General features: G+C 39.6%; 20 protein-coding genes. 12 read left to right on the top strand and 8 right to left on the bottom strand.

Annotation, left to right across the window (positions count from 1 at the left end; translation table 11 throughout):
• A partial coding sequence (locus tag B2V92_RS12765) for an SDR family NAD(P)-dependent oxidoreductase (RefSeq protein WP_293308571.1) occupies window positions 1-448 on the bottom strand: 448 nt, incomplete at its 3' end.
• Window positions 449-564: 116 nt separating this feature from the next.
• Here B2V92_RS12765 and B2V92_RS12770 point away from each other — a divergent pair.
• The 3 genes from B2V92_RS12770 to B2V92_RS12780 all read left to right on the top strand — a co-directional run bounded on the left by B2V92_RS12770 (window position 565) and on the right by B2V92_RS12780 (window position 2,380).
• Window positions 565-1,134 (top strand): Crp/Fnr family transcriptional regulator, encoded by a 570-nt coding sequence (locus B2V92_RS12770; protein ID WP_293308573.1) that lies wholly within the window; start codon window positions 565-567, stop codon window positions 1,132-1,134.
• A 116-nt stretch (window positions 1,135-1,250) separates the two neighbouring features.
• Window positions 1,251-1,619, top strand: a complete 369-nt coding sequence (locus B2V92_RS12775) for a response regulator (protein WP_293308575.1) — start codon at window positions 1,251-1,253, stop codon at window positions 1,617-1,619.
• A 221-nt stretch (window positions 1,620-1,840) separates the two neighbouring features.
• Window positions 1,841-2,380: a hypothetical protein gene (locus B2V92_RS12780; RefSeq protein WP_293308577.1), complete on the top strand. Its 540-nt coding sequence runs from the start codon at window positions 1,841-1,843 to the stop codon at window positions 2,378-2,380.
• A 138-nt stretch (window positions 2,381-2,518) separates the two neighbouring features.
• Here the strand turns inward: B2V92_RS12780 and B2V92_RS12785 are convergent, their stop codons facing one another.
• Window positions 2,519-3,157, bottom strand: coding sequence for a hypothetical protein (locus B2V92_RS12785; protein ID WP_293308579.1), 639 nt, complete (start codon window positions 3,155-3,157; stop codon window positions 2,519-2,521).
• Between the two features lie 202 nt (window positions 3,158-3,359).
• On the opposite strand from B2V92_RS12785, the gene B2V92_RS12790 reads away from it, so the two are divergent.
• The gene (locus B2V92_RS12790) at window positions 3,360-4,154 is read left to right on the top strand and encodes an SDR family NAD(P)-dependent oxidoreductase (protein ID WP_293308582.1); all 795 of its coding nucleotides are present in this window, start codon (window positions 3,360-3,362) and stop codon (window positions 4,152-4,154) included.
• Between the two features lie 174 nt (window positions 4,155-4,328).
• Here the strand turns inward: B2V92_RS12790 and B2V92_RS12795 are convergent, their stop codons facing one another.
• Genes B2V92_RS12795 through B2V92_RS12805 form a run of 3 tightly spaced genes read right to left on the bottom strand, consistent with a single transcriptional unit; the run spans window position 4,329 to window position 6,639 of the window.
• Window positions 4,329-5,009: a hypothetical protein gene (locus tag B2V92_RS12795; protein WP_293308584.1), complete on the bottom strand. Its 681-nt coding sequence runs from the start codon at window positions 5,007-5,009 to the stop codon at window positions 4,329-4,331.
• A 21-nt stretch (window positions 5,010-5,030) separates the two neighbouring features.
• Window positions 5,031-5,795 (bottom strand): hypothetical protein, encoded by a 765-nt coding sequence (locus B2V92_RS12800; protein ID WP_293308586.1) that lies wholly within the window; start codon window positions 5,793-5,795, stop codon window positions 5,031-5,033.
• 4 nt (window positions 5,796-5,799) lie between these two features.
• Window positions 5,800-6,639 (bottom strand): ATP-binding cassette domain-containing protein, encoded by an 840-nt coding sequence (locus B2V92_RS12805; RefSeq protein ID WP_293308589.1) that lies wholly within the window; start codon window positions 6,637-6,639, stop codon window positions 5,800-5,802.
• Window positions 6,640-6,861: 222 nt separating this feature from the next.
• Here B2V92_RS12805 and B2V92_RS12810 point away from each other — a divergent pair, with 222 nt between their 5' ends.
• From B2V92_RS12810 to B2V92_RS12840, 7 genes are all read left to right on the top strand, one after another.
• A complete protein-coding gene (locus B2V92_RS12810; RefSeq protein WP_293308591.1) occupies window positions 6,862-7,971 on the top strand; it encodes a sensor histidine kinase in 1,110 nt (369 codons plus the stop codon).
• Window positions 7,968-8,669, top strand: coding sequence for a LytR/AlgR family response regulator transcription factor (locus B2V92_RS12815; RefSeq protein ID WP_293308593.1), 702 nt, complete (start codon window positions 7,968-7,970; stop codon window positions 8,667-8,669). Before B2V92_RS12810 ends, B2V92_RS12815 begins: the two co-directional genes overlap by 4 nt.
• Before the next feature lie 113 nt (window positions 8,670-8,782).
• Window positions 8,783-9,877 carry a hypothetical protein gene (locus B2V92_RS12820; RefSeq protein ID WP_293308595.1) on the top strand — a complete coding sequence of 365 codons (1,095 nt, stop codon included), beginning with the start codon at window positions 8,783-8,785 and terminating at the stop codon, window positions 9,875-9,877.
• A 168-nt stretch (window positions 9,878-10,045) separates the two neighbouring features.
• Window positions 10,046-10,630: an RNA polymerase sigma-70 factor gene (locus tag B2V92_RS12825; RefSeq protein ID WP_293308597.1), complete on the top strand. Its 585-nt coding sequence runs from the start codon at window positions 10,046-10,048 to the stop codon at window positions 10,628-10,630.
• A 13-nt stretch (window positions 10,631-10,643) separates the two neighbouring features.
• On the top strand, window positions 10,644-11,597 hold the full coding sequence (locus B2V92_RS12830) for a FecR family protein (protein WP_293308600.1): 954 nt from the start codon (window positions 10,644-10,646) through the stop codon (window positions 11,595-11,597).
• A gap of 5 nt (window positions 11,598-11,602) precedes the next feature.
• Window positions 11,603-13,345 carry an STN and carboxypeptidase regulatory-like domain-containing protein gene (locus B2V92_RS12835; protein ID WP_293308602.1) on the top strand — a complete coding sequence of 581 codons (1,743 nt, stop codon included), beginning with the start codon at window positions 11,603-11,605 and terminating at the stop codon, window positions 13,343-13,345.
• A gap of 421 nt (window positions 13,346-13,766) precedes the next feature.
• The gene (locus B2V92_RS12840; protein WP_293308605.1) at window positions 13,767-14,273 is read left to right on the top strand and encodes a DinB family protein; all 507 of its coding nucleotides are present in this window, start codon (window positions 13,767-13,769) and stop codon (window positions 14,271-14,273) included.
• A gap of 153 nt (window positions 14,274-14,426) precedes the next feature.
• On the opposite strand, the gene B2V92_RS12845 is transcribed toward B2V92_RS12840, so the two are convergent.
• From B2V92_RS12845 to B2V92_RS12855, 3 genes are all read right to left on the bottom strand, one after another.
• On the bottom strand, window positions 14,427-14,864 hold the full coding sequence (locus B2V92_RS12845) for a DUF6326 family protein (protein ID WP_293308608.1): 438 nt from the start codon (window positions 14,862-14,864) through the stop codon (window positions 14,427-14,429).
• 280 nt (window positions 14,865-15,144) lie between these two features.
• A complete protein-coding gene (locus B2V92_RS12850; RefSeq protein WP_293308611.1) occupies window positions 15,145-16,035 on the bottom strand; it encodes an SDR family oxidoreductase in 891 nt (296 codons plus the stop codon).
• A gap of 398 nt (window positions 16,036-16,433) precedes the next feature.
• A complete protein-coding gene (locus B2V92_RS12855) occupies window positions 16,434-16,829 on the bottom strand; it encodes a winged helix-turn-helix transcriptional regulator (protein WP_293308613.1) in 396 nt (131 codons plus the stop codon).
• A 90-nt stretch (window positions 16,830-16,919) separates the two neighbouring features.
• Here B2V92_RS12855 and B2V92_RS12860 point away from each other — a divergent pair, with 90 nt between their 5' ends.
• Entirely contained in the window at window positions 16,920-17,660 is a 741-nt protein-coding gene (locus tag B2V92_RS12860; RefSeq protein ID WP_293308615.1) for an SDR family oxidoreductase, read from the top strand.
• Window positions 17,661-17,788 lie beyond the last annotated feature (128 nt).

Raw genomic sequence — 17,788 nt, forward strand, 5'->3', positions numbered from 1 at the left:
AGCCTGCACCTGGCCTCGGACTTGCCGTTCCGCCGGTTAGATTAATAGAACCACCGGCTTTTATTTTTTTCGATGCATATTTAATTGCTGCAAAAGCACCCCAATACCTTAAATTAAAAAAGGTACGTGCTTCTTCGATATCGGTTTCATTAATGGTATGCAAAGTCAGGTTTTCGCCGGCAGTATATACCAGATGATCGAAAGCTTCAGCCGAGTTGAAGAAATTTTTAATGTTTTCTTCTTTGCTTAGGTCAACCGATATTCCGCTGCAATTTTCGGGTAACGATTTTAATGCTTCATCAATCCTGTTCTGGTTGCCCGAAACTATAATCACCTTTGCGCCATCGTATGCTGCAGCTTGTGCTGTTGCCAAACCTAAACCAGAGCTTCCGCCCAATATGATCACCGTTTTGCCTTCCAGTGTAAATTCATTTGCTTTTATTTTCATGATGTTGTAAATTAATATGCAAATTTTAAGATATCTGCTGCCATTCCATTTACCAATTGGTAAAATCGATTATACCTTATATTTTTGTCCGACTTAATTTCTCCTAAATAAATCCAATGTCAAACCCACTTATCAGTTTTTTAAACCGGTACCAATCCTTTTCTGTAAAAGAAGAACAACAGATTGGAGCTGCTTTTAAACCCAGACCGTTAAAAGAGGGGGAAGAACTTTCGGAGCCGGGCAATATCTGCAGGGAACTCTTTTTTATTGTAGATGGCGTATTACGGATTGTAATTAGAAACGAAAAAGGAAATGAAGTAACCCATTATTTTTTAAAGGAAAATCAGTTCTGTACTATATTAAACAGCTTTCATAACCAGGTACCGGCCGAAGAATGCATACAGGCGGCATGTAATGCAACAGTTTTCTGTATCAGCAGAACTGCACTTTTAAAACTTTACGAAGAGGTACCTGCACTTCAAAGGCTAATCGACCAGATTACGCAGCAGGCTTTGATCGATAAAATTAATACCCGCAATGCTTATTTAGGTCAGGATTCGGCAAACAGGTACCGTTTATTTTTGGCAAAACAGGCTGATATTGCACTGCGCGTATCCTTAACCGATGCCGCATCTTATCTGGGTATCACACCGCAGTCGCTTTCGCGGATCAGAAGACAGCATTAGTTTTTGATGCACAGATTTTTGCCGGTCCGTTAAAATCATCAACAATTAAAACTTTATCACCTTTCCGGTGTTACATCTTATTGCTAATCACTTAATGGGGAAGGAATTTATACACTATGGGAAAAAAGATATGTTTATTGGAGGATGATGAGGGGATACGTGAGATTATCGAAATGATATTGACCGATGAACAGTACGAAGTATACGGTTTCTCAAATGTAAAGGATTTTATGGCCTTTGAAGATAAGGGATCGCAGGATTTATACCTGCTTGATGTGCGCTTGCCCGATGGAAGTGGGTTAATGGTTTGCGACGACTTAAAGAATAACGATGCCACTAAAAGCATCCCCATTATGATGATGAGTGCGCATGCCAGCTTAAACGAAATGAAACATAATTGCAGAGCCGAAGAATTTATTGCCAAGCCATTTGATATTTTCGACCTGCTTAAAAAAGTTGATCAGCAGTTGAGTAAAAGGAATTAACGTATTACATAGTCGTAATACAAACTAAATAATCGTATAGTTTATATTCTAACGGGTTACTTTATCCGTAATATAGTGCTATCGGCATAACAATCGCGTTAATATTCTACAATATTATTAGTAATATAAAATTTTAACATCTTAAGAGTGTAAGTAACCCCTATTAGAAGTAAACTGTAACCAGTTTATCACCGTATATATTGATACTAAAACCTAAAAACATGTTGAGTATCAGTGGAAAAACAGAAGCAAGAATTGTGGCCTGGAAGGCACGGAACGGTATTAACATTTTGCGTATCTGCCTTGGTATTATATTCATTTGGTTTGGTGTACTTAAATTTTTTCCGGGCATGAGCGCTGCAGAAGAAATCGCGGGCCGTACTATTCTTAAACTCACATTCGGATTGGTAAAACCGGCCACATCTATGCCTATACTCGCCATTTGGGAATGTATTATTGGTTTGGGTTTAATGACCAAAGCATGGCTCAGACTAACTCTGATTTTATTATATATGCAGATGGCAGGAACATTTCTTCCGCTGATCTTTTTTCCGCACGAGACCTTTCATCATTCGGTACTGGTACCCACACTGCTCGGGCAGTATATTATTAAAAACTTTGTATTAATTTCTGGTGGGATTTTAATAGGCGCAACCCTTAAAAGTAAAAAACAGGCAAACAATCCGTTTTTTGAAAGAAAAGTTGTAAAATCCGATGACCGTTTCGACAGGATTAAACGCATCAGTCTGAAAACGGTTTAAAATATTATTCGTTTATATCAGATTTTCAAAGCAATATAAAGCGCAGTCTGTTCTTAATTTACCATACGAAAAACATTTTATAAAGCAGAATTGCATAAGCAAGTTCTGCATTATTTTTAACATCAATTAAATTATTGGTTAAGACTTCAGTTCCATAATATAAATGTAACCTTGTGCAGAATTGAATTGCACATTAACCACATAATTTTTGCCATTGTTTTTAAAGGCATATACCGCAAAAGGTTCGTCATCTGATAAACCAACAGAGCGGTGTTTGCCTGTCCATAGGTTTTCTTTTAGCTTTTTCCTTAAAGCCTCATTGGCAGTTTCGTTAGGCGGGAATGCTCCTTTGTATATTTCTTTTGCACCTATTTTGGTAATATACCCAGTGATGTTTTTTTCGAACAAACTTTTGCTAAAATTTTGTCCATCTACATTTTCAAAAACCAATACGCCAAGTTTTCCATTTGTGGTATATACATCCTTACCGGTATAATTTTCCATTTTTTCGTTTTCAAAAACTTCCGATAGGCCATCTTTTTCGTTTAAAACCTTAAATTCCTTAGAAGGTTTAAAAAATGGGAAATTGCCGGGTTCTTTTGCTTCTGGAATATCTTTCCAATCAATGGTGGTGGCAGTTACGCTTCCGTTAACTTTAGGCTGTTCGACCGCTGCTGTAGGGATACTGTCTTTAGTATTTTCTTCTGTTTTCTTTTCCCTGCTGTTGCAGGATGCGAGGGCTACTCCAAGGGCGAGCGCAATTGCTGTTTTTTTCATTGAGCTTTTAGGGTTGATTACGTTTTAGAATCATTTTAATTTTCCGCTTTCTGTATATTCAAAAATGATGCCCCGATTAAACAGGAGGCGATAATTGATTTTAGCATATTCTTATGACACATTTTTATTAAAAATTTGTTCAGTTTGTATATCCCACAGGCCAAAACCTGTTTGACCATCAACATAATTTTAAAAACGAAAAATGGATTTACAATTAAAGAATAAAACAGCTTTTATAAGCGGCTCTACCGCAGGTATTGGATTCGCAATTGCCGAAAGTTTATTAAAAGAGGGTGTAACGGTAATTATCAATGGCCGCTCGCAAGACAGTGTAAACGATGCGGTGAAAGAGTTGGAAAAAATTGCGGGTAAAGGAACCGTTTCGGGCATTGCAGCCGATTTTTCTAAAGCAGAAGAAGTAAACAATCTGATTGCACAGCTACCCGAAATTGATATCCTGATTAACAATGCGGGTATTTTCGAACCCAAAGCTTTCGAAGAAATCAGTGACGAAGATTGGTTCAGGTTTTTTGAGGTGAACGTAATGAGCGGTATCCGTTTATCGCGTCAGTTATTCCCGAAAATGTTAAAGAAAAACTGGGGACGGATTATTTTTATTTCGAGCGAATCGGCAGTATTTATTCCTGATGAAATGATCCATTACGGTTTAACTAAAACAGCACAGCTGGCGGTTAGCCGTGGTTTGGCCGAATTAACAAAAGGAACTGAGGTAACTGTAAATTCAATTTTGCCCGGTCCAACCAAATCAAAAGGTGTGGGCGGTTTTATCGAAGATTTAGCTAAAAAAGGAAACATTAGTATTGCAGAAGTAGAGACCGATTTCTTTAAAAATATGCGACCAACTTCATTGTTGCAACGTTTTCTGGATGTGAGCGAAATTGCAAATGCGGTAACGTTTTATTCGAGTCCTCTGGCTTCGGGCACCAATGGTGCATCTATCAGGGTAGAGGGCGGTTTGGTGAGATCGATATTGTAGTAGAATGGCATTCTGAGCGTAGCTTGTAAGGATTCTTCAGCTACGTTCAGGATGATATAATCATATTCGTTTTCCGTGCATCCGTGGCTAATTTTTAACCACAGCGTGCAGACAAAGATCCTTCGCTGCGCTCAGGATTGACAGATTAAGCGTAAGGGAGAGATCCAGGCAAATTTAATCTTTCACAAAAACACGGTTAATCATTTTATTTCCGAGAACAAGTTGTGCCGAATCTTTTAAGATTGGTTTGAAATGTTTATAAGTTAAATCACTCAGGTAGGCCACTGCATGCTGTTGAAGGTTAAGATTTAAATACATAATCTGATTTTCTGTTTCAAAATTCAAAAGGCTATAAAAATTGCCATTCACCCTCATTTGGTTAATGGTGTTTTTCCTTAAACGCATGGTTGCGTTACCATTCAAAGTCAGGTTTAAACTGTCCAGATTCCAATTATGTAGTAAAATCGAATTGCCGTCGGCCGTAATTGATTTAATTGTTGGTGCAGAAATCATGAGGCCTACCGGCAGGTTATCTGCAAAACGCAATTGGTTATTACCCATTACCGCAAAACTAACAAAAAGTGTATCACCCTTTAGGCTGGTTTTTAGAAAGCTTTTTCTGTTGTTCAATACTTTTATTTCGGTTTTATTGTCTTGTTGAAATTTTATCGAATAAGCATTTCCTCCTTTTATTTTTAAATGATTAAAGGGTTGCAGACTAACTGTTCCGTAATTTTTTAAAGGATTGTTCCGGTTTATTTTAAGATAGATATTTCTGAGCAGTATATCAAAAATAACGATGCCACCGAGGAGTATAATAATCAGCCCCAGGAGTATTTTATTGCTGTTTCTCATTTTATTAATAATTATAGATGGCTAAAGTTCTTTTTCCTTAATTCTGAGCCAGGTAATAAGCCATAAGGTTACAGGTACAACAAACCAGAGCAAAATGCACGAAATGTATGTCATCATCGTTGTAGACTGGACATAGATATTATCGCCGTCATAGGCGAACTGAAAACTATCTAAAGGAACATTTGCATTTATATCCACCTCACCCGTAATTAATTTGAGTAATAATTCGTTGCCATTAAATGCTGCAAAGAATAAAGCCATGGTAATCAGTATCGTTTTAAAAAATTGGCTCTTGTTGAAGTATACCGAACCAAGCAGCACAATGGACTGGAATATGATGTACACAAATACAAATTGGTAGAAACTGTTTTTCATCAAATCTAAGCTTGCCCACTGGGTGGCTTCGGCTCCAAATGCCAGTAACATGAGCGCCTTAACCACATAAAATATCCCAAAGTAAACGACCAGATAAGCCACTATTCCGTAAAACAGGGCAACAACCAGTTTAGTTAAGGCCGAAGCGGGCAGGATGAGCAACCAGATTCCTTTTTGCTTATTGCCAAGGTCTTTTAAAATGGTCGACATAAATAATATACCTCCTGTAAAAAGCATCAACAAAAATATACCCTTAGTGGTATCGCCGTTAAAACTGGTACGCCAACGCCACGTTAGTAAAAATAAAAAGGCAAGTATACCTGCCAGGGCCAATGCGCCAATTAACCAGGCTTTTCGGTTTTCGAACCATTGTCTTTTTAAGAGTAAGATGAAATGTTTGGCACTTATCATGTAGTTACAGGGTTTTGTTAAAAATGGTGTTTAATAGTGTCGGCTGATGTAATGTGGCATTAAATAAAATTTCAAGATCGATATAACTTTTACTTTGGTTATTGTTAATGCACATGGCCATTAAACCATTCGGGGTTTGTTCTTCGTACAAAATAGTTTCGTTGCCTAGCTCACTCTTTTTGCAAAAAAATAGCCTTTCGGCTATCTGTTCTTTTTCGGTGTGGAGTAATATTTTACTATTATCCATGATGATTACCGAACTGATCAGATCATCTAAATCCCTCACCTGGTGTGTAGAGAGTAGAATAATTTTATCGGCTTTACCCGCATTGGTCATTATTTTACGGAACTGTACCTTTGATGGAATATCGAGTCCGTTGGTTGGTTCGTCCATAACTAATAAACGCGTATTCGCTGCTAGGCCAAAAGCGATAAATGTTTTCTTTTTTTGTCCGAAAGAGAGTTTATCCAAATCAGCTTTTGCATCGATATTAAACTCGTTGAGGTATTGGTAAAATTCTGTCCGGTTAAAAGATGGGTAAAAAGGAGCATAGATATTCAAAAAGTGTACAATACTTAAAGGCGGCAGGTAACATTCTTCCGGAATAAAGAATAATTGCTCTAAAAAGCTCTGTTCACGTTTGTGTGGCTGTAAATGATTAACCGTACAGGTACCTTCGAAAGGAAAAAGCAAACCGGTTATGGTTTTCATTAAAGTAGATTTGCCCGCACCATTTTTACCCAACAAGCCATAAATACTTCCCGCTGCCAGTTCGAGATCCAGGCCATTAAAAAGCACTTTGCTTTTGTGATAACGGAAACTTAATTTTTCAATCTTGATCATATCTCTTATCGGTTTCTGCACAAATGAAAGAAGAAGTAACCGGTGGCTCAAAGCAACTCGACATATAGTTAAAACAATTAGCCCAGACGCTGTTTTTTATCAACCAGGCAATATATTGAACAGATTTTGTGCCGTTGGCAAAAAAACAATAACGATCGGGAAATATTGGCTGTTGGTCTGAATTATTGGTCAATTTAGTTTGATAAAACAGATATTAGTAAAATGAATTTCGAAACATTAATACAGAAGATATACCATAATCCTAAGTTGCGTGTGCTTGCGCATGTGGGTTTCTGGGTGTTTCAGCTGTTGTTAAACTGGTACATGACCAATATTTCGTTTAATACATTTAACAGGTTCGATCAGGTTATACTTTTTCAGCTTTCGCTTACCGGCACGCTAAATTTGATGCTGTTTTATTACCCGCTGGCATATTTTGTATTACCTCAAATAAGCAATGGGAAATATATAAGTGGTTTTTTGCTATTGGTTTTGCAGGTGTTTTTATATGCCGCTGTTAATGCCATTGGCGAAGAAACTGTTTTAACCCATTGCGAAAGTTGCATGTTACAGATCAAACAAAGCCAAACCGGATACTATCAGTTTTTAAAAGGATTTTGGTTAAACAGGGTTTTGGCCAAGGTACTTTCGCTGGGTACTGTTTTTGGACTTGTTTTTACAATCAGCACGCCGCTGGCCATCAAAATTGCGTTAGGTGCTTTCAGGAAACAGATCAGGGCTATACAACTGGCCAAAGAAAACGTAGAACTTGAATTTAACTTTCTTAAATCGCAGGTAAATCCACATTTCCTGTTTAATACGCTCAATAATATTTACGGTTTAATTTTGGGTGGAAAGCCCGATCGTTCTGCCGAACTGGTTAGCCGGTTATCATCTTTATTACGTTATATTTTGTACGAATCGAACCATCAGAGCATGCCTTTATCAAAAGAAATAAACCTGATTAAAGATTATATTGAACTGGAAAAAGTAAGGCTTAATTTTACCCGGGTAAGTTTTAGCGAAAATTTAGATGCACAGTCTTATCAAATTGCGCCGCTACTGCTGATGCCGCTTATAGAGAATGCATTTAAATTTTGTGCAGATGATGCTTCCTCGCACATCAATATTAATATCGATGTTTTAAATGGAAAGTTTTATTTAAAAATAGAAAACACGGTCGATTTTAACCGTGAGGGAAATACCAATGGGGGTATAGGTCTGGCCAACTTTAATAAACGCTTATCACTGTATTATCCTGGCCGTTATCAGTACAGGGCGGGAAGGGAAGATGAATTGTATGTTGTACATTTAACCATTAACCTGTTATGAATTTGAATTGCCTGATTGTAGACGATGAGCCCATAGCCCGCGATATCCTGCAGAATTACATTGATAAAATTCCACAGCTTACTTTGATTAAAAGTTGCATGAGTGCCACCGAGGCTTACGAAGCCATTTACGAACATCCGATTGACCTGATATTCTTAGATATCCAGATGCCCGTAATTACCGGGATAGAGTTTTTGAAATCGCTCAGTAAAGCACCCATAATTATTTTTACTACTGCCTATTCGGATTTCGCTGTAGAAGGATTTACCCTAAATGCTATCGATTATTTACTTAAACCCATCACCTTCGAAAGATTTTATCAGGCTATTGAAAAGGTGCTGGAAAAAGTCTCCGCAAAAAAGATAGTGGAAATACAAAATGTACAGGAACCCGATTATATCTTTATCCGGCAGGATTATAAACTGCTTCGTTTAAATTTTTCAGAAATCGACTATATAAAAGCTGAAAAAGACTTTTGTTCGATCTATTTTAAAGGTAAACGTTTGTTGGCGAGTATGCATTTGGGTGCAATAGCAGTAATGCTGCCTTCTCAGCAATTTGTTCGGATACACCGTTCTTTTTTAGTTAACCTAAAGAAAATCACCGCCATTAAAGGTAATGTTATTGAGATTGAGACGGAAGAAATACCCATTGGTTCCAATCATCGCGACGAGCTGTTCAACCGTTTAAAAATATAAGTATATTACCTGTTTGTGCAAAAAAACTGGTTAAAGAAAAAGGACGAAAAATATTTTTCTACCGAATAGGGGTAAGTATCTGTTTCGTTGTCTCATTTTAAAATTAGACAGAAATGGACACAACTTTAACAAAAATTAAAAACAGTTTCAATGCCAATATTAATCTTAAAAAAGCATCTCTGGTTATAGCTTTAGGCTTGGTGATGTTGCTGGGTGCCGGATTAAATGGTTTTGCACAGGAAGGCAGAAAAGGCAAGGTAAATATTGGTCTGGTATATCCGTTGAGTACAAATGGTACGCATGCCGCGCTCGATACCAATGTATTTTCCTTTAGTGCTTTGGCGGGTGTTTCGGCTGCAGAAAAAGGACTTTCATTTGCCGGGCTTTCCAATATCATACGCAAAAATGCAAGCGGAACGCAGTTAGCCGGTTTTTCTAATCACATCGGCGGCAAGGCACAGGGTTTACAGTTTGCCGGCTTTCTGAATACTTACGGAGGTGGTAACGGGGCAGCTATTGCAGGTTTTGCCAATATATCTACCGAAAACAGTGGTGCGCAGATCTCCGGTTTTTTAAACTGGAGCGGTAAAAATGTATCAGCCTTGCAGATCGGTGGTTTTATGAATAAAGCCGAGGATGTAAAGGGATCGCAGATAGCAGGTTTCATCAACATTGCTAAAAAAGTAAAAGGTGTGCAGCTTGCCGGTTTTATCAACGTGGCCGATAGCAGCGATTTTCCGATCGGGATCATCAATATTGTTAAAAATGGCGAAAAGAGCATTTCCTTAACCACCAACCAGAATTTAACCACCATGGCCACATTCCGTTCGGGAGGGAAGGTTTTGTACGGTATCATCGGTGCAGGATACAATTTTAAAAACAAGGATGATGTTTATGCATTCGAAGCAGGTTTGGGAGCACATTTTTTCCAGTCGGAACATTTTAGGTTAAACGCAGAGCTTACTGCAGGTTCGCTGCAAAATTTTAAACATGGCAACTATTTTAAATCAACTTTCCAATTGATGCCAGCGCTGAGGATTGGTCCACATCTGGAAATATTCGCAGGCCCATCGTTCAACTTTATATCTACCAACACCGAAGAAGGCAAAACCTTACAGAAACACTACGTAAAAACCTGGGATAGGAGGGATAATACGCTGCACGGCATGTTCTTTGGTTACACCGGTGGTTTGGCAATTAGTTTTTAGCGAAATGTTGAATGATTGGGTTAATGAATGAATGAGTGAGTCAATGAATGAATGATTGAATGGGATATACAACATTCACTAATTCATTCATTCAACCAATCTCTCATTCGGTCATTCAATCAATCTTTCATTCCCCCTTCAATCCTTATATTTGAAACAATTAAATCAGTGGAATTAACAGCAGTAGTTTCCGGAAACAGGCATCGGTACGATGATGATACGTCGTTTGAACAGTTGTTCAAAACGCATTATAATGCGCTGCATGCTTATGCACAGGTAATTTTAAAAGATGAAGATATAGCTGAAGAAATTGTACAGGGCATGTTTTTAAAGTTTTGGGAGAAACGCGAAAGCCTGCAGATACAATCGATAAAAGCCTACCTCTACCGATGTGTTTATAACGATAGCATCAATTACCTAAAGCAGGAAAAAACCAAAAGCAAATACCAGGAATTTACCTTACACAGCATGAATACTGAACACGAACCTGCAGCGGCAAAAGTAGAACTTACAGAGCTGCAACAGCACTTAAGAGCTGCCTTGAACCAATTGCCCGAGCAATGCCGAACCATTTTCCAGATGAGCAGGTTTGAAGAACTGAAATACCGTGAAATTGCCGATCATTTAGGTTTATCCATTAAAACAGTAGAGAACCAAATGGGTAAAGCTTTAAAAATATTGCGGTTAAAACTGGCTGATTTCCTTGTGTTTGTTTTGGTGGGGCTATGGTACTATAAAGATTTTTTTAATTAGAAGAAGAAAGCGCATGAATGATGAATTATTGATCAAATTTCTTCTAAAAGAAAGTTCTGAAGAAGAAAACCAAAAAGTAGAAAACTGGCTAAATGTTAATGAGGCCAACAAAAAGCATTTTACGCAGCTCGAAACCATCTGGCAGCTGAGCAATACCCTAAAAAGTGAAAACAAAAGGGATGAGGAACAGGCATGGGAAAGTTTTAAAGCAAGAAGAGGAAATTTAGAGACACAAAATACAAAGATAAAAAGCTTAAATACCCGTAACGTTTGGTTTAGAATAGCTGCTGTATTGTTTATTGCTGTGGGCGGTTGGCTATTGTACAATTTGTATGCAAGCGGAAATTACACAGAACTGAGTGCCAGTAACCAGGTACGTACCGAAAATTTACCGGATGGATCGGCACTTACCCTGAATAAACACAGCAAAATAAGCTATGCCGGTAATTTTAAAAACAACCGTAAACTAAAGATGCAGGATGGTGATGTCTTTTTTGAAGTAGCCAAAGATAAAACTCATCCCTTTGTAATTGATATCGATAAGGTAAGTGTAGAAGTTGTGGGTACCTCATTCAACATCAGGCATCAAAAAAATGATACCGAGGTAAATGTAGAAACCGGGATTGTGAGAGTGCGGTTAGGTGTGGAGGAAATTAAACTTTATAAAGGCGAGAAAATCATCATCAACGGTAATACCCATCAACTGGTAAAGGAGCAAAGTACCGATCAGCTTTATAATTATTATCGCACCAATTTGTTCCAGGCTAATAATATTCCGTTATCAAAACTGATTAAAGCTTTAAACGCAGCTTACGGTTCTAATATCGTTTTAGATGAAAAAGTTAAAGCGCTCATCATTACCACTACGTTAAAATGGGATTCTATTAACGAAAACCTTAAAGTGATCTGCGATACCTTAAATTTAAAACTATCGCGTAACGGCAACAATATTTTGCTGTCTTATTAAGATCAATGAGAACAAAACTGATTATTTTATTGCTCTTTATTTCAGGTTTCTGCTTGGCACAGGTTACACAGGTAGATTATCGCCGAAATTTATCAAAAGGGGTAACCTTAAATATTAAGCAGGAACGTGTAAGCAATGTTTTGCAGATGATCGGTAAAGCGGGGCAATTCTATTTTTCTTACAACGGAGTTTTATTCAGACAGGATAGTCTGGTGAGTTTGAATGTGAAAAATGTCCCGGTACGTGAGGTTTTGGACCAGATTTTTGATGGCAAGGTAGATTACAAGGAGAATGGCGGATACATCATCCTGCGTTATGCCGTAAACCATTTAACCATCGATGCAGAGCATATTGCCAACGGTGATAACGAATATGCGATAAGTGGCTATGTAATCGATACCCGGACGGGCAATAAGGTTAAACAGGCGAGCGTTTATGAAAAAAAACTGCTACAGGCGGCACTTACCGACAACAATGGATATTTTACATTGCGTTTTAGGGGCGAACACAGCAGCGTAATTTTAACGGCAAGTAAAGAAAGTTACCGCGATACTTCATTGGTTTTTTTGGCAGATGTAAACATCAAACCCGGAAAATATGAAGATCCCGATAAAGAACGCGGTGCATTCTTTTCAAACACGTTTGGTGGAAAGGGCTTTTGGCGGTTCCTGGTTTCATCAAAACAGCGGATACAAAATCTTAATATTCCCGATTTTTTTGCACAGGCACCTTTTCAGGCTTCGTTTACCCCTGGTTTAAGTTCACATGGCAGCATGAGTTCGAGTGTGATCAATAAAGCTTCATTAAATGTTCTCGGGGGCTATACCGCAGGTACAAATGGTGTCGAAATTGCAGGCGCATTTAATTTGACCAAAGGTGACATCAGAAAGCTACAGATGGCGGGCCTTTTTAATGTGGTGGGCGGCTCGGTAATGGGCGTACAGCTCTCAGGTGCCTATAATGATGTAAACCTGAATATGGATGGACTGCAGGTAGCCGGCTTGTTAAACAGGGTACAAGCAAAAGTAAGAGGGATACAAATTGGAGGAGTTGGGAGTATTGCCGGAAAAGCAGTAAAGGGTGGGCAGGTAGCAGGTTTGATTAATTTTAGTAAAGATATTTCGGGGTTTCAGCTGGCGGGGGTGCTTAATAACAGTTCAGGCAGTTTAAGAGGTATGCAGCTTTCGGGCCTGGTTAATTATGCCAAAAAGATGAATGGTTTTCAGTTGGGTTTGGTTAACCTGGCCGATTCATCTTCTGGGGTAAGTATCGGGTTAATCAACCTTTCTAATAATGGTTACCGTAAAATAAGTGTTTACACCAACGAAGTAGCCAATACCAACATCTCTTTTAAAACAGGAAACGCCAACTTGTATACATTGCTGATTGCGGGCAACAACTTTTCGGATACTGCCCGGGTACTTACTTATGGTATAGGCTTTGGACACGATTTTATACTCAACAAACGTTTCGCCATTGCGTTGGAAGGAACCATCCAAACAATATATCTGGGTAATTTTGAAGAGGCAAATGTACTTTACAGGGTGCAAAGTCACTTTCAGGTAAATGTTTTACCCCGACTTGCCTTTTTTGCCGGGCCAGCTTACAATTATTATTTAAAAGGGCTTGATGATACGCCTTCTGGCGATAGGTACAAAAAAGAACTGGCACCAAAGCAGCATCGCAATTTTAGCAACGGTGCACAGGGCTGGCTAGGTTGGAATTTAGGCGTTACGGTTTCGTTGTAGTACATTTTTAACTTAAAAGTTGGTTACGTTAGTTATTATCGCTCTGCGCCAATCTTTTTAAATCAGCGCGAAAACCCTTTTGCGTTTTGGTTCCCGCTGATTTCGCTGATCACCGCAGAATCGCACTTGTTTTCTATTGTTTAAGCATCGAGGGAATAGAATCTTTCGACTACGCTAAGGATAACAAGGGACACAAAATTGGTTTTCGAATCTGTTGCCAATAACCTAATTTCTAAAAGTCGTCATTGCGAGGTACGAAGCAATCTTAAAGCGCACGCGAGGTCGCGATCGTTGTAAGATTGCTTCCTCGGCTGAAAAAGCCTCCTCGCAATGACGATTTATCTCATACAGATGATCTCGGAAATTATCATCGGACTTTCGGACTTATTCCATTATATTTGATTATCAACCCAATTTCAATATGTCGCAAAAACTAGAAGTATGGCAAAGGGGACCGTTGCCAGATATCGATTCTTTACTGCAGCCTGTAGCACATGCACTTCTGCAGGCGCGCGAAGAAATTGAGGAATATATGCACGGATTTCCGGCGGCACTGCTTTGGGAACGCCCGGCAGGTATGGCTTCCACAGGTTTTCATCTCCAGCATTTAAGTGGTGTATTGGATCGGGTATTTACCTATGCCAGGGCCGAAGGATTATCGGAATTTCAGTTTGAACAACTGGCAGAAGAAGGTAAAGATAGTGCCCAAGGATATACTGTAGCCGATCTGGTTAACCGTTTCAATCATCAGGTTGATCTTGCTATGGAGCAGCTAAAACATACAGATATAAGCACATTACCCGATTTTAGGGGCGTTGGCCGCGCCAAACTTCCTTCAACGGTAATTGGTCTGCTTTTCCACGCGGCAGAACACACTATGCGCCATGTTGGTCAGCTGATGGTTACCGCAGCGGTAGTGAAAAGGTAATGCATTTTTAGCACCTAGTATACAGAGAAAGGACACAGAGGACGCAAAGCCCAGCGCTTATTTCTCTGAAATATTATCTTCGGACCTCCGACTCTCGGACTTATTCCATCATCCATTTTACATCTTCCATAATCTTTCATCCATCCTTATTATTTAGAAATTGGTATGTTCTTCTCTTGGCCAGGTCCAGGCGTAACAAACAATAAGAATGGTGATGATACTTTCTATAATAGCCAGAAAAACATAAAAAGCACGCCATTCGGTTAAGGAAGTAAAAGCAATCAAAATCATGATTGCACTGTAAATAACCCCAAAAAAGATATTTAAAAATCTATTAAGCCGTGGTTTTAAGATAATGGAGATAAAAACCATCAATGCCGGAATAGCCAATAATAAGGCGGCGGCAAATAATTTCATCGGACTGTTCAGTAAATTATCACCATTAATCAGCCCTTCAGCCTTGTGTGGCACGTAAAGCTCGAAATAATCGCCGTATAGATAACAAAGTGTTATTGCAGCCCAAAGTGCCGACAGTTTAATTTTAGGGTTGATTTCGAAATCTTTAAGAGGAGTTTTGGTTGATGTATTCATGTTGTGAGAAGCAATATTCCATATAGATGAAATTATTTACATCATGGTTGCAAGGATGTAAAAATTTTCCTTCATTCTTAAATGCAAACTTGCCCTTCAACTCAATCACAATAGGCTTAGCCAAAAGAAAAATCGTCATCTCGACTGGAACATAGTGGAATGCCCGCCTGCTACGGGCAGGGAGAGATCTATCTCGATAGATTTAGCTTCGCTGAGCATTTCATGGTTCTCGACTTCGTTGCACTCCGCTCGAAATGACGATTGCGTGATTGATTACATCCTAGCCAAAATAATCTCCCTGTTCCATATCAGCCAACAACTCAATGCGTGTTGGTTTCCAGCTTAAACTTTCCTGTGTAATTTTACTCGAAGCCGGGCAGTCTAAACCAGCGAAACCAGCTAACCAACCAAAATGTGCAGCTGCTTCTTCATTAGATACTGATACCACAGGGATGTTAAGTTGTTTGCCAATAATTTCGGCGATGGCTTTTACCGTAATGCCCTCTTCGGCCACACCATGGAATCTGGCGTGTGGTGTAGCATTTTCTAGTGCTAAACGATAAAGTACGGCAGTGTCCAATCTGTGTACGGCAGACCAACGGTTAAGTCCTTCGCCAATGTAAGCCGATACACCTTTTTCGCGGGCAAGTTTAATGAGCATGGGCACAAAGCCATAATCGCCTGCTCCGTGTACTGACGGCGATAAACGTACCACAGCGGTATTTACGCCAAGTTCGGCAAGGGCATCGGCTGTTTGCTCCGATACACGCGGATGTACGGAAGCACCAGGTGCCGGGATAATATTTTCGGTAGCCAGGGTGCCCGGGCTTACCAATGCAGTGCCTGAGGTTACAATAAACGGACGGTTAGAACCGGTAAGCTCGGCACCAATTGCTTCGATGGCAATTTTATCTACTTCACACATTTCCTTATAACGGGTAAAATCGTGGATAAAACCCGTGTGGATTACGCCATCGGTAGCGGATGCACCACTGCGAAGGCTATTTAAATCGGTGAGGTCGCCGCGATGTACCCCGGCACCTGCTGTAATTAATGCATTGGCCGATGCATCTGAGCGGGCTAAACCCAAAACCTGATGACCATTATTTATTAATTCTTTAACTACTGCTGAACCTACAAAACCTGTGGCTCCTGTTACAAATACACGCATGATTGATTATTTATTTAAAACAAATGATTTAATTTTTGAATGAAACAAATATCGGACGTGGGGCGAAAAAGGATTTAGCCGAATCAGTTGATGTTGTAGCCAAAAACGGTGTTAATGTTTGGTGTCTCTGTTTGAAGGTTCATAATGCTGATTTTTTGGAAAGCAAAAACAGAAGCTCTTAGGTTGCTGTAGTCCCGCTTTCCGTTTGTAGTGCCGGCGTTAAGCCGGCAGCTACCACTACAATCGGGTTTAGATAGCAGTGGATGTGGTGCTATTTATGGCTGCAATTGGCAGTTTGCAGTTAACAATTTAACAATCCTGCAATTAAACAATTAGCTTGTAGAACAATTAACCGATTAAACCAATTACCTGGCCCTGCTTTTCAAAACAAAAATAATTTATAGTGAATTTACCGGCTCCTCAACAACCAAACCCTCTGTTTGATGGATGTGTGTACGGTACATATTTCCCCAATCAGACATGGCGGTGAGCATATTTTTCATCGTACGGCCCAGATCGGTTAAGTTATATTCAACCCGTGGCGGCACCTCGGGGAAAACCACACGGCTAATGATCTGGTCTTTTTCCAGTTCGCGTAACTGCGCTACCAGCATCCGTTCGGATATGCCCACAATATCTTTTTTTAATTCGCCATAACGCATGGTGCCATAAGAAAGGCGGCACAATATCGAGGGTTTCCAGCGGCCGCCAATTACAGCTAAAGATGCCGACATGCCGCAGGTATCGATCATCATTTTTTCGTTCAATGCATTGGTTGAAGTCTCTTTTCTCATTTCTAACTTTTTTGTTAGTACCTAACAATTTGTTGCTTACTCTCAAATATAAAGTATCTGTTTTAATTTAGCATAAAATTTAGAAATCAGATGAAAAAATTAACAGATAAAATAGCCCTTGTTACCGGTGGAAGCAGGGGTATAGGCGCCGCAATAGTAAAAAGATTAGCTGTCGAAGGTGCAAAAGTTGTATTTACCTATGCCAATTCGCCCGAAAAGGCTGAGGCAGTTGTTGCTGATGTTAAAGCAATAGGAGGTGAGGCTTTGGCGATAAAAGCCAGCAGTGCAGTACCTGCCGAAGTAACTGCAGCAGTAGCTAAAACCATTGCCGATTTTGGCCGTGTGGATATCCTTGTTAACAATGCAGGCATTTACATTGGTAAAGCTTTTGAAGAGCATACGCTTGAAGATTACAATGATATTATGGCGGTTAACGTGCAGGCGGTTTTTGTAGCGGCTTTGGCTGCGGTAAAAGGCATGCCTGAAGGTGGTAGAATTATTACTATTGGCAGTAACATGGGCGATAATGCAGTTGGACCTGAAACTACGTTGTATACCATGAGTAAATCGGCATTACAGGGTTTTACGCGTGGCCTTGCCCGCGATTTAGGCGGCCGTAAAATTACAGTAAACCTTGTGCAGCCTGGGCCAACGAATACGGATATGAACCCGGCAGATGCACCTTTGGCCGATTTTTTAAGAACACGTATGGCGTTGCCAGAATATGGTACGGTTGAGGATATTGCTTCTTTTGTGAATTTTATCGCAAGCGATGAAGCCAGATACATTACCGGCTCGTTTTTAACGATTGATGGTGGGTTAAACGCTTAAGGTATTATTATACGCTGTTCCATTGACAGACTTTAAATGCAAACCGTCATTTCGACCGAAGCATCGCGCAGTGGAGAGATCTATCTTGAGATAGATTTCTCGACTTCGTTGCACTCCGCTCGAAATGA

The sequence above is a fragment of the Pedobacter sp. UBA5917 genome, assembly GCF_002432345.1.
GTDB lineage: Bacteria > Bacteroidota > Bacteroidia > Sphingobacteriales > Sphingobacteriaceae > Pedobacter.

What these genes read in the sequence shown, in the direction of transcription:
- B2V92_RS12770 (WP_293308573.1), top strand. Translation starts at nt 565, where the DNA reads ATGTCAAACCCACTTATCAGTTTTTTAAACCGGTACCAATCCTTTTCT.
- B2V92_RS12775 (WP_293308575.1), top strand. Translation starts at nt 1,251, where the DNA reads ATGGGAAAAAAGATATGTTTATTGGAGGATGATGAGGGGATACGTGAG.
- B2V92_RS12780 (WP_293308577.1), top strand. Translation starts at nt 1,841, where the DNA reads ATGTTGAGTATCAGTGGAAAAACAGAAGCAAGAATTGTGGCCTGGAAG.
- B2V92_RS12785 (WP_293308579.1), bottom strand. Translation starts at nt 3,157, where the DNA reads ATGAAAAAAACAGCAATTGCGCTCGCCCTTGGAGTAGCCCTCGCATCC.
- B2V92_RS12790 (WP_293308582.1), top strand. Translation starts at nt 3,360, where the DNA reads ATGGATTTACAATTAAAGAATAAAACAGCTTTTATAAGCGGCTCTACC.
- B2V92_RS12795 (WP_293308584.1), bottom strand. Translation starts at nt 5,009, where the DNA reads ATGAGAAACAGCAATAAAATACTCCTGGGGCTGATTATTATACTCCTC.
- B2V92_RS12800 (WP_293308586.1), bottom strand. Translation starts at nt 5,795, where the DNA reads ATGATAAGTGCCAAACATTTCATCTTACTCTTAAAAAGACAATGGTTC.
- B2V92_RS12805 (WP_293308589.1), bottom strand. Translation starts at nt 6,639, where the DNA reads ATGATCAAGATTGAAAAATTAAGTTTCCGTTATCACAAAAGCAAAGTG.
- B2V92_RS12810 (WP_293308591.1), top strand. Translation starts at nt 6,862, where the DNA reads ATGAATTTCGAAACATTAATACAGAAGATATACCATAATCCTAAGTTG.
- B2V92_RS12815 (WP_293308593.1), top strand. Translation starts at nt 7,968, where the DNA reads ATGAATTTGAATTGCCTGATTGTAGACGATGAGCCCATAGCCCGCGAT.
- B2V92_RS12820 (WP_293308595.1), top strand. Translation starts at nt 8,783, where the DNA reads ATGGACACAACTTTAACAAAAATTAAAAACAGTTTCAATGCCAATATT.
- B2V92_RS12830 (WP_293308600.1), top strand. Translation starts at nt 10,644, where the DNA reads ATGAATGATGAATTATTGATCAAATTTCTTCTAAAAGAAAGTTCTGAA.
- B2V92_RS12835 (WP_293308602.1), top strand. Translation starts at nt 11,603, where the DNA reads ATGAGAACAAAACTGATTATTTTATTGCTCTTTATTTCAGGTTTCTGC.
- B2V92_RS12840 (WP_293308605.1), top strand. Translation starts at nt 13,767, where the DNA reads ATGTCGCAAAAACTAGAAGTATGGCAAAGGGGACCGTTGCCAGATATC.
- B2V92_RS12845 (WP_293308608.1), bottom strand. Translation starts at nt 14,864, where the DNA reads ATGAATACATCAACCAAAACTCCTCTTAAAGATTTCGAAATCAACCCT.
- B2V92_RS12850 (WP_293308611.1), bottom strand. Translation starts at nt 16,035, where the DNA reads ATGCGTGTATTTGTAACAGGAGCCACAGGTTTTGTAGGTTCAGCAGTA.
- B2V92_RS12855 (WP_293308613.1), bottom strand. Translation starts at nt 16,829, where the DNA reads ATGAGAAAAGAGACTTCAACCAATGCATTGAACGAAAAAATGATGATC.
- B2V92_RS12860 (WP_293308615.1), top strand. Translation starts at nt 16,920, where the DNA reads ATGAAAAAATTAACAGATAAAATAGCCCTTGTTACCGGTGGAAGCAGG.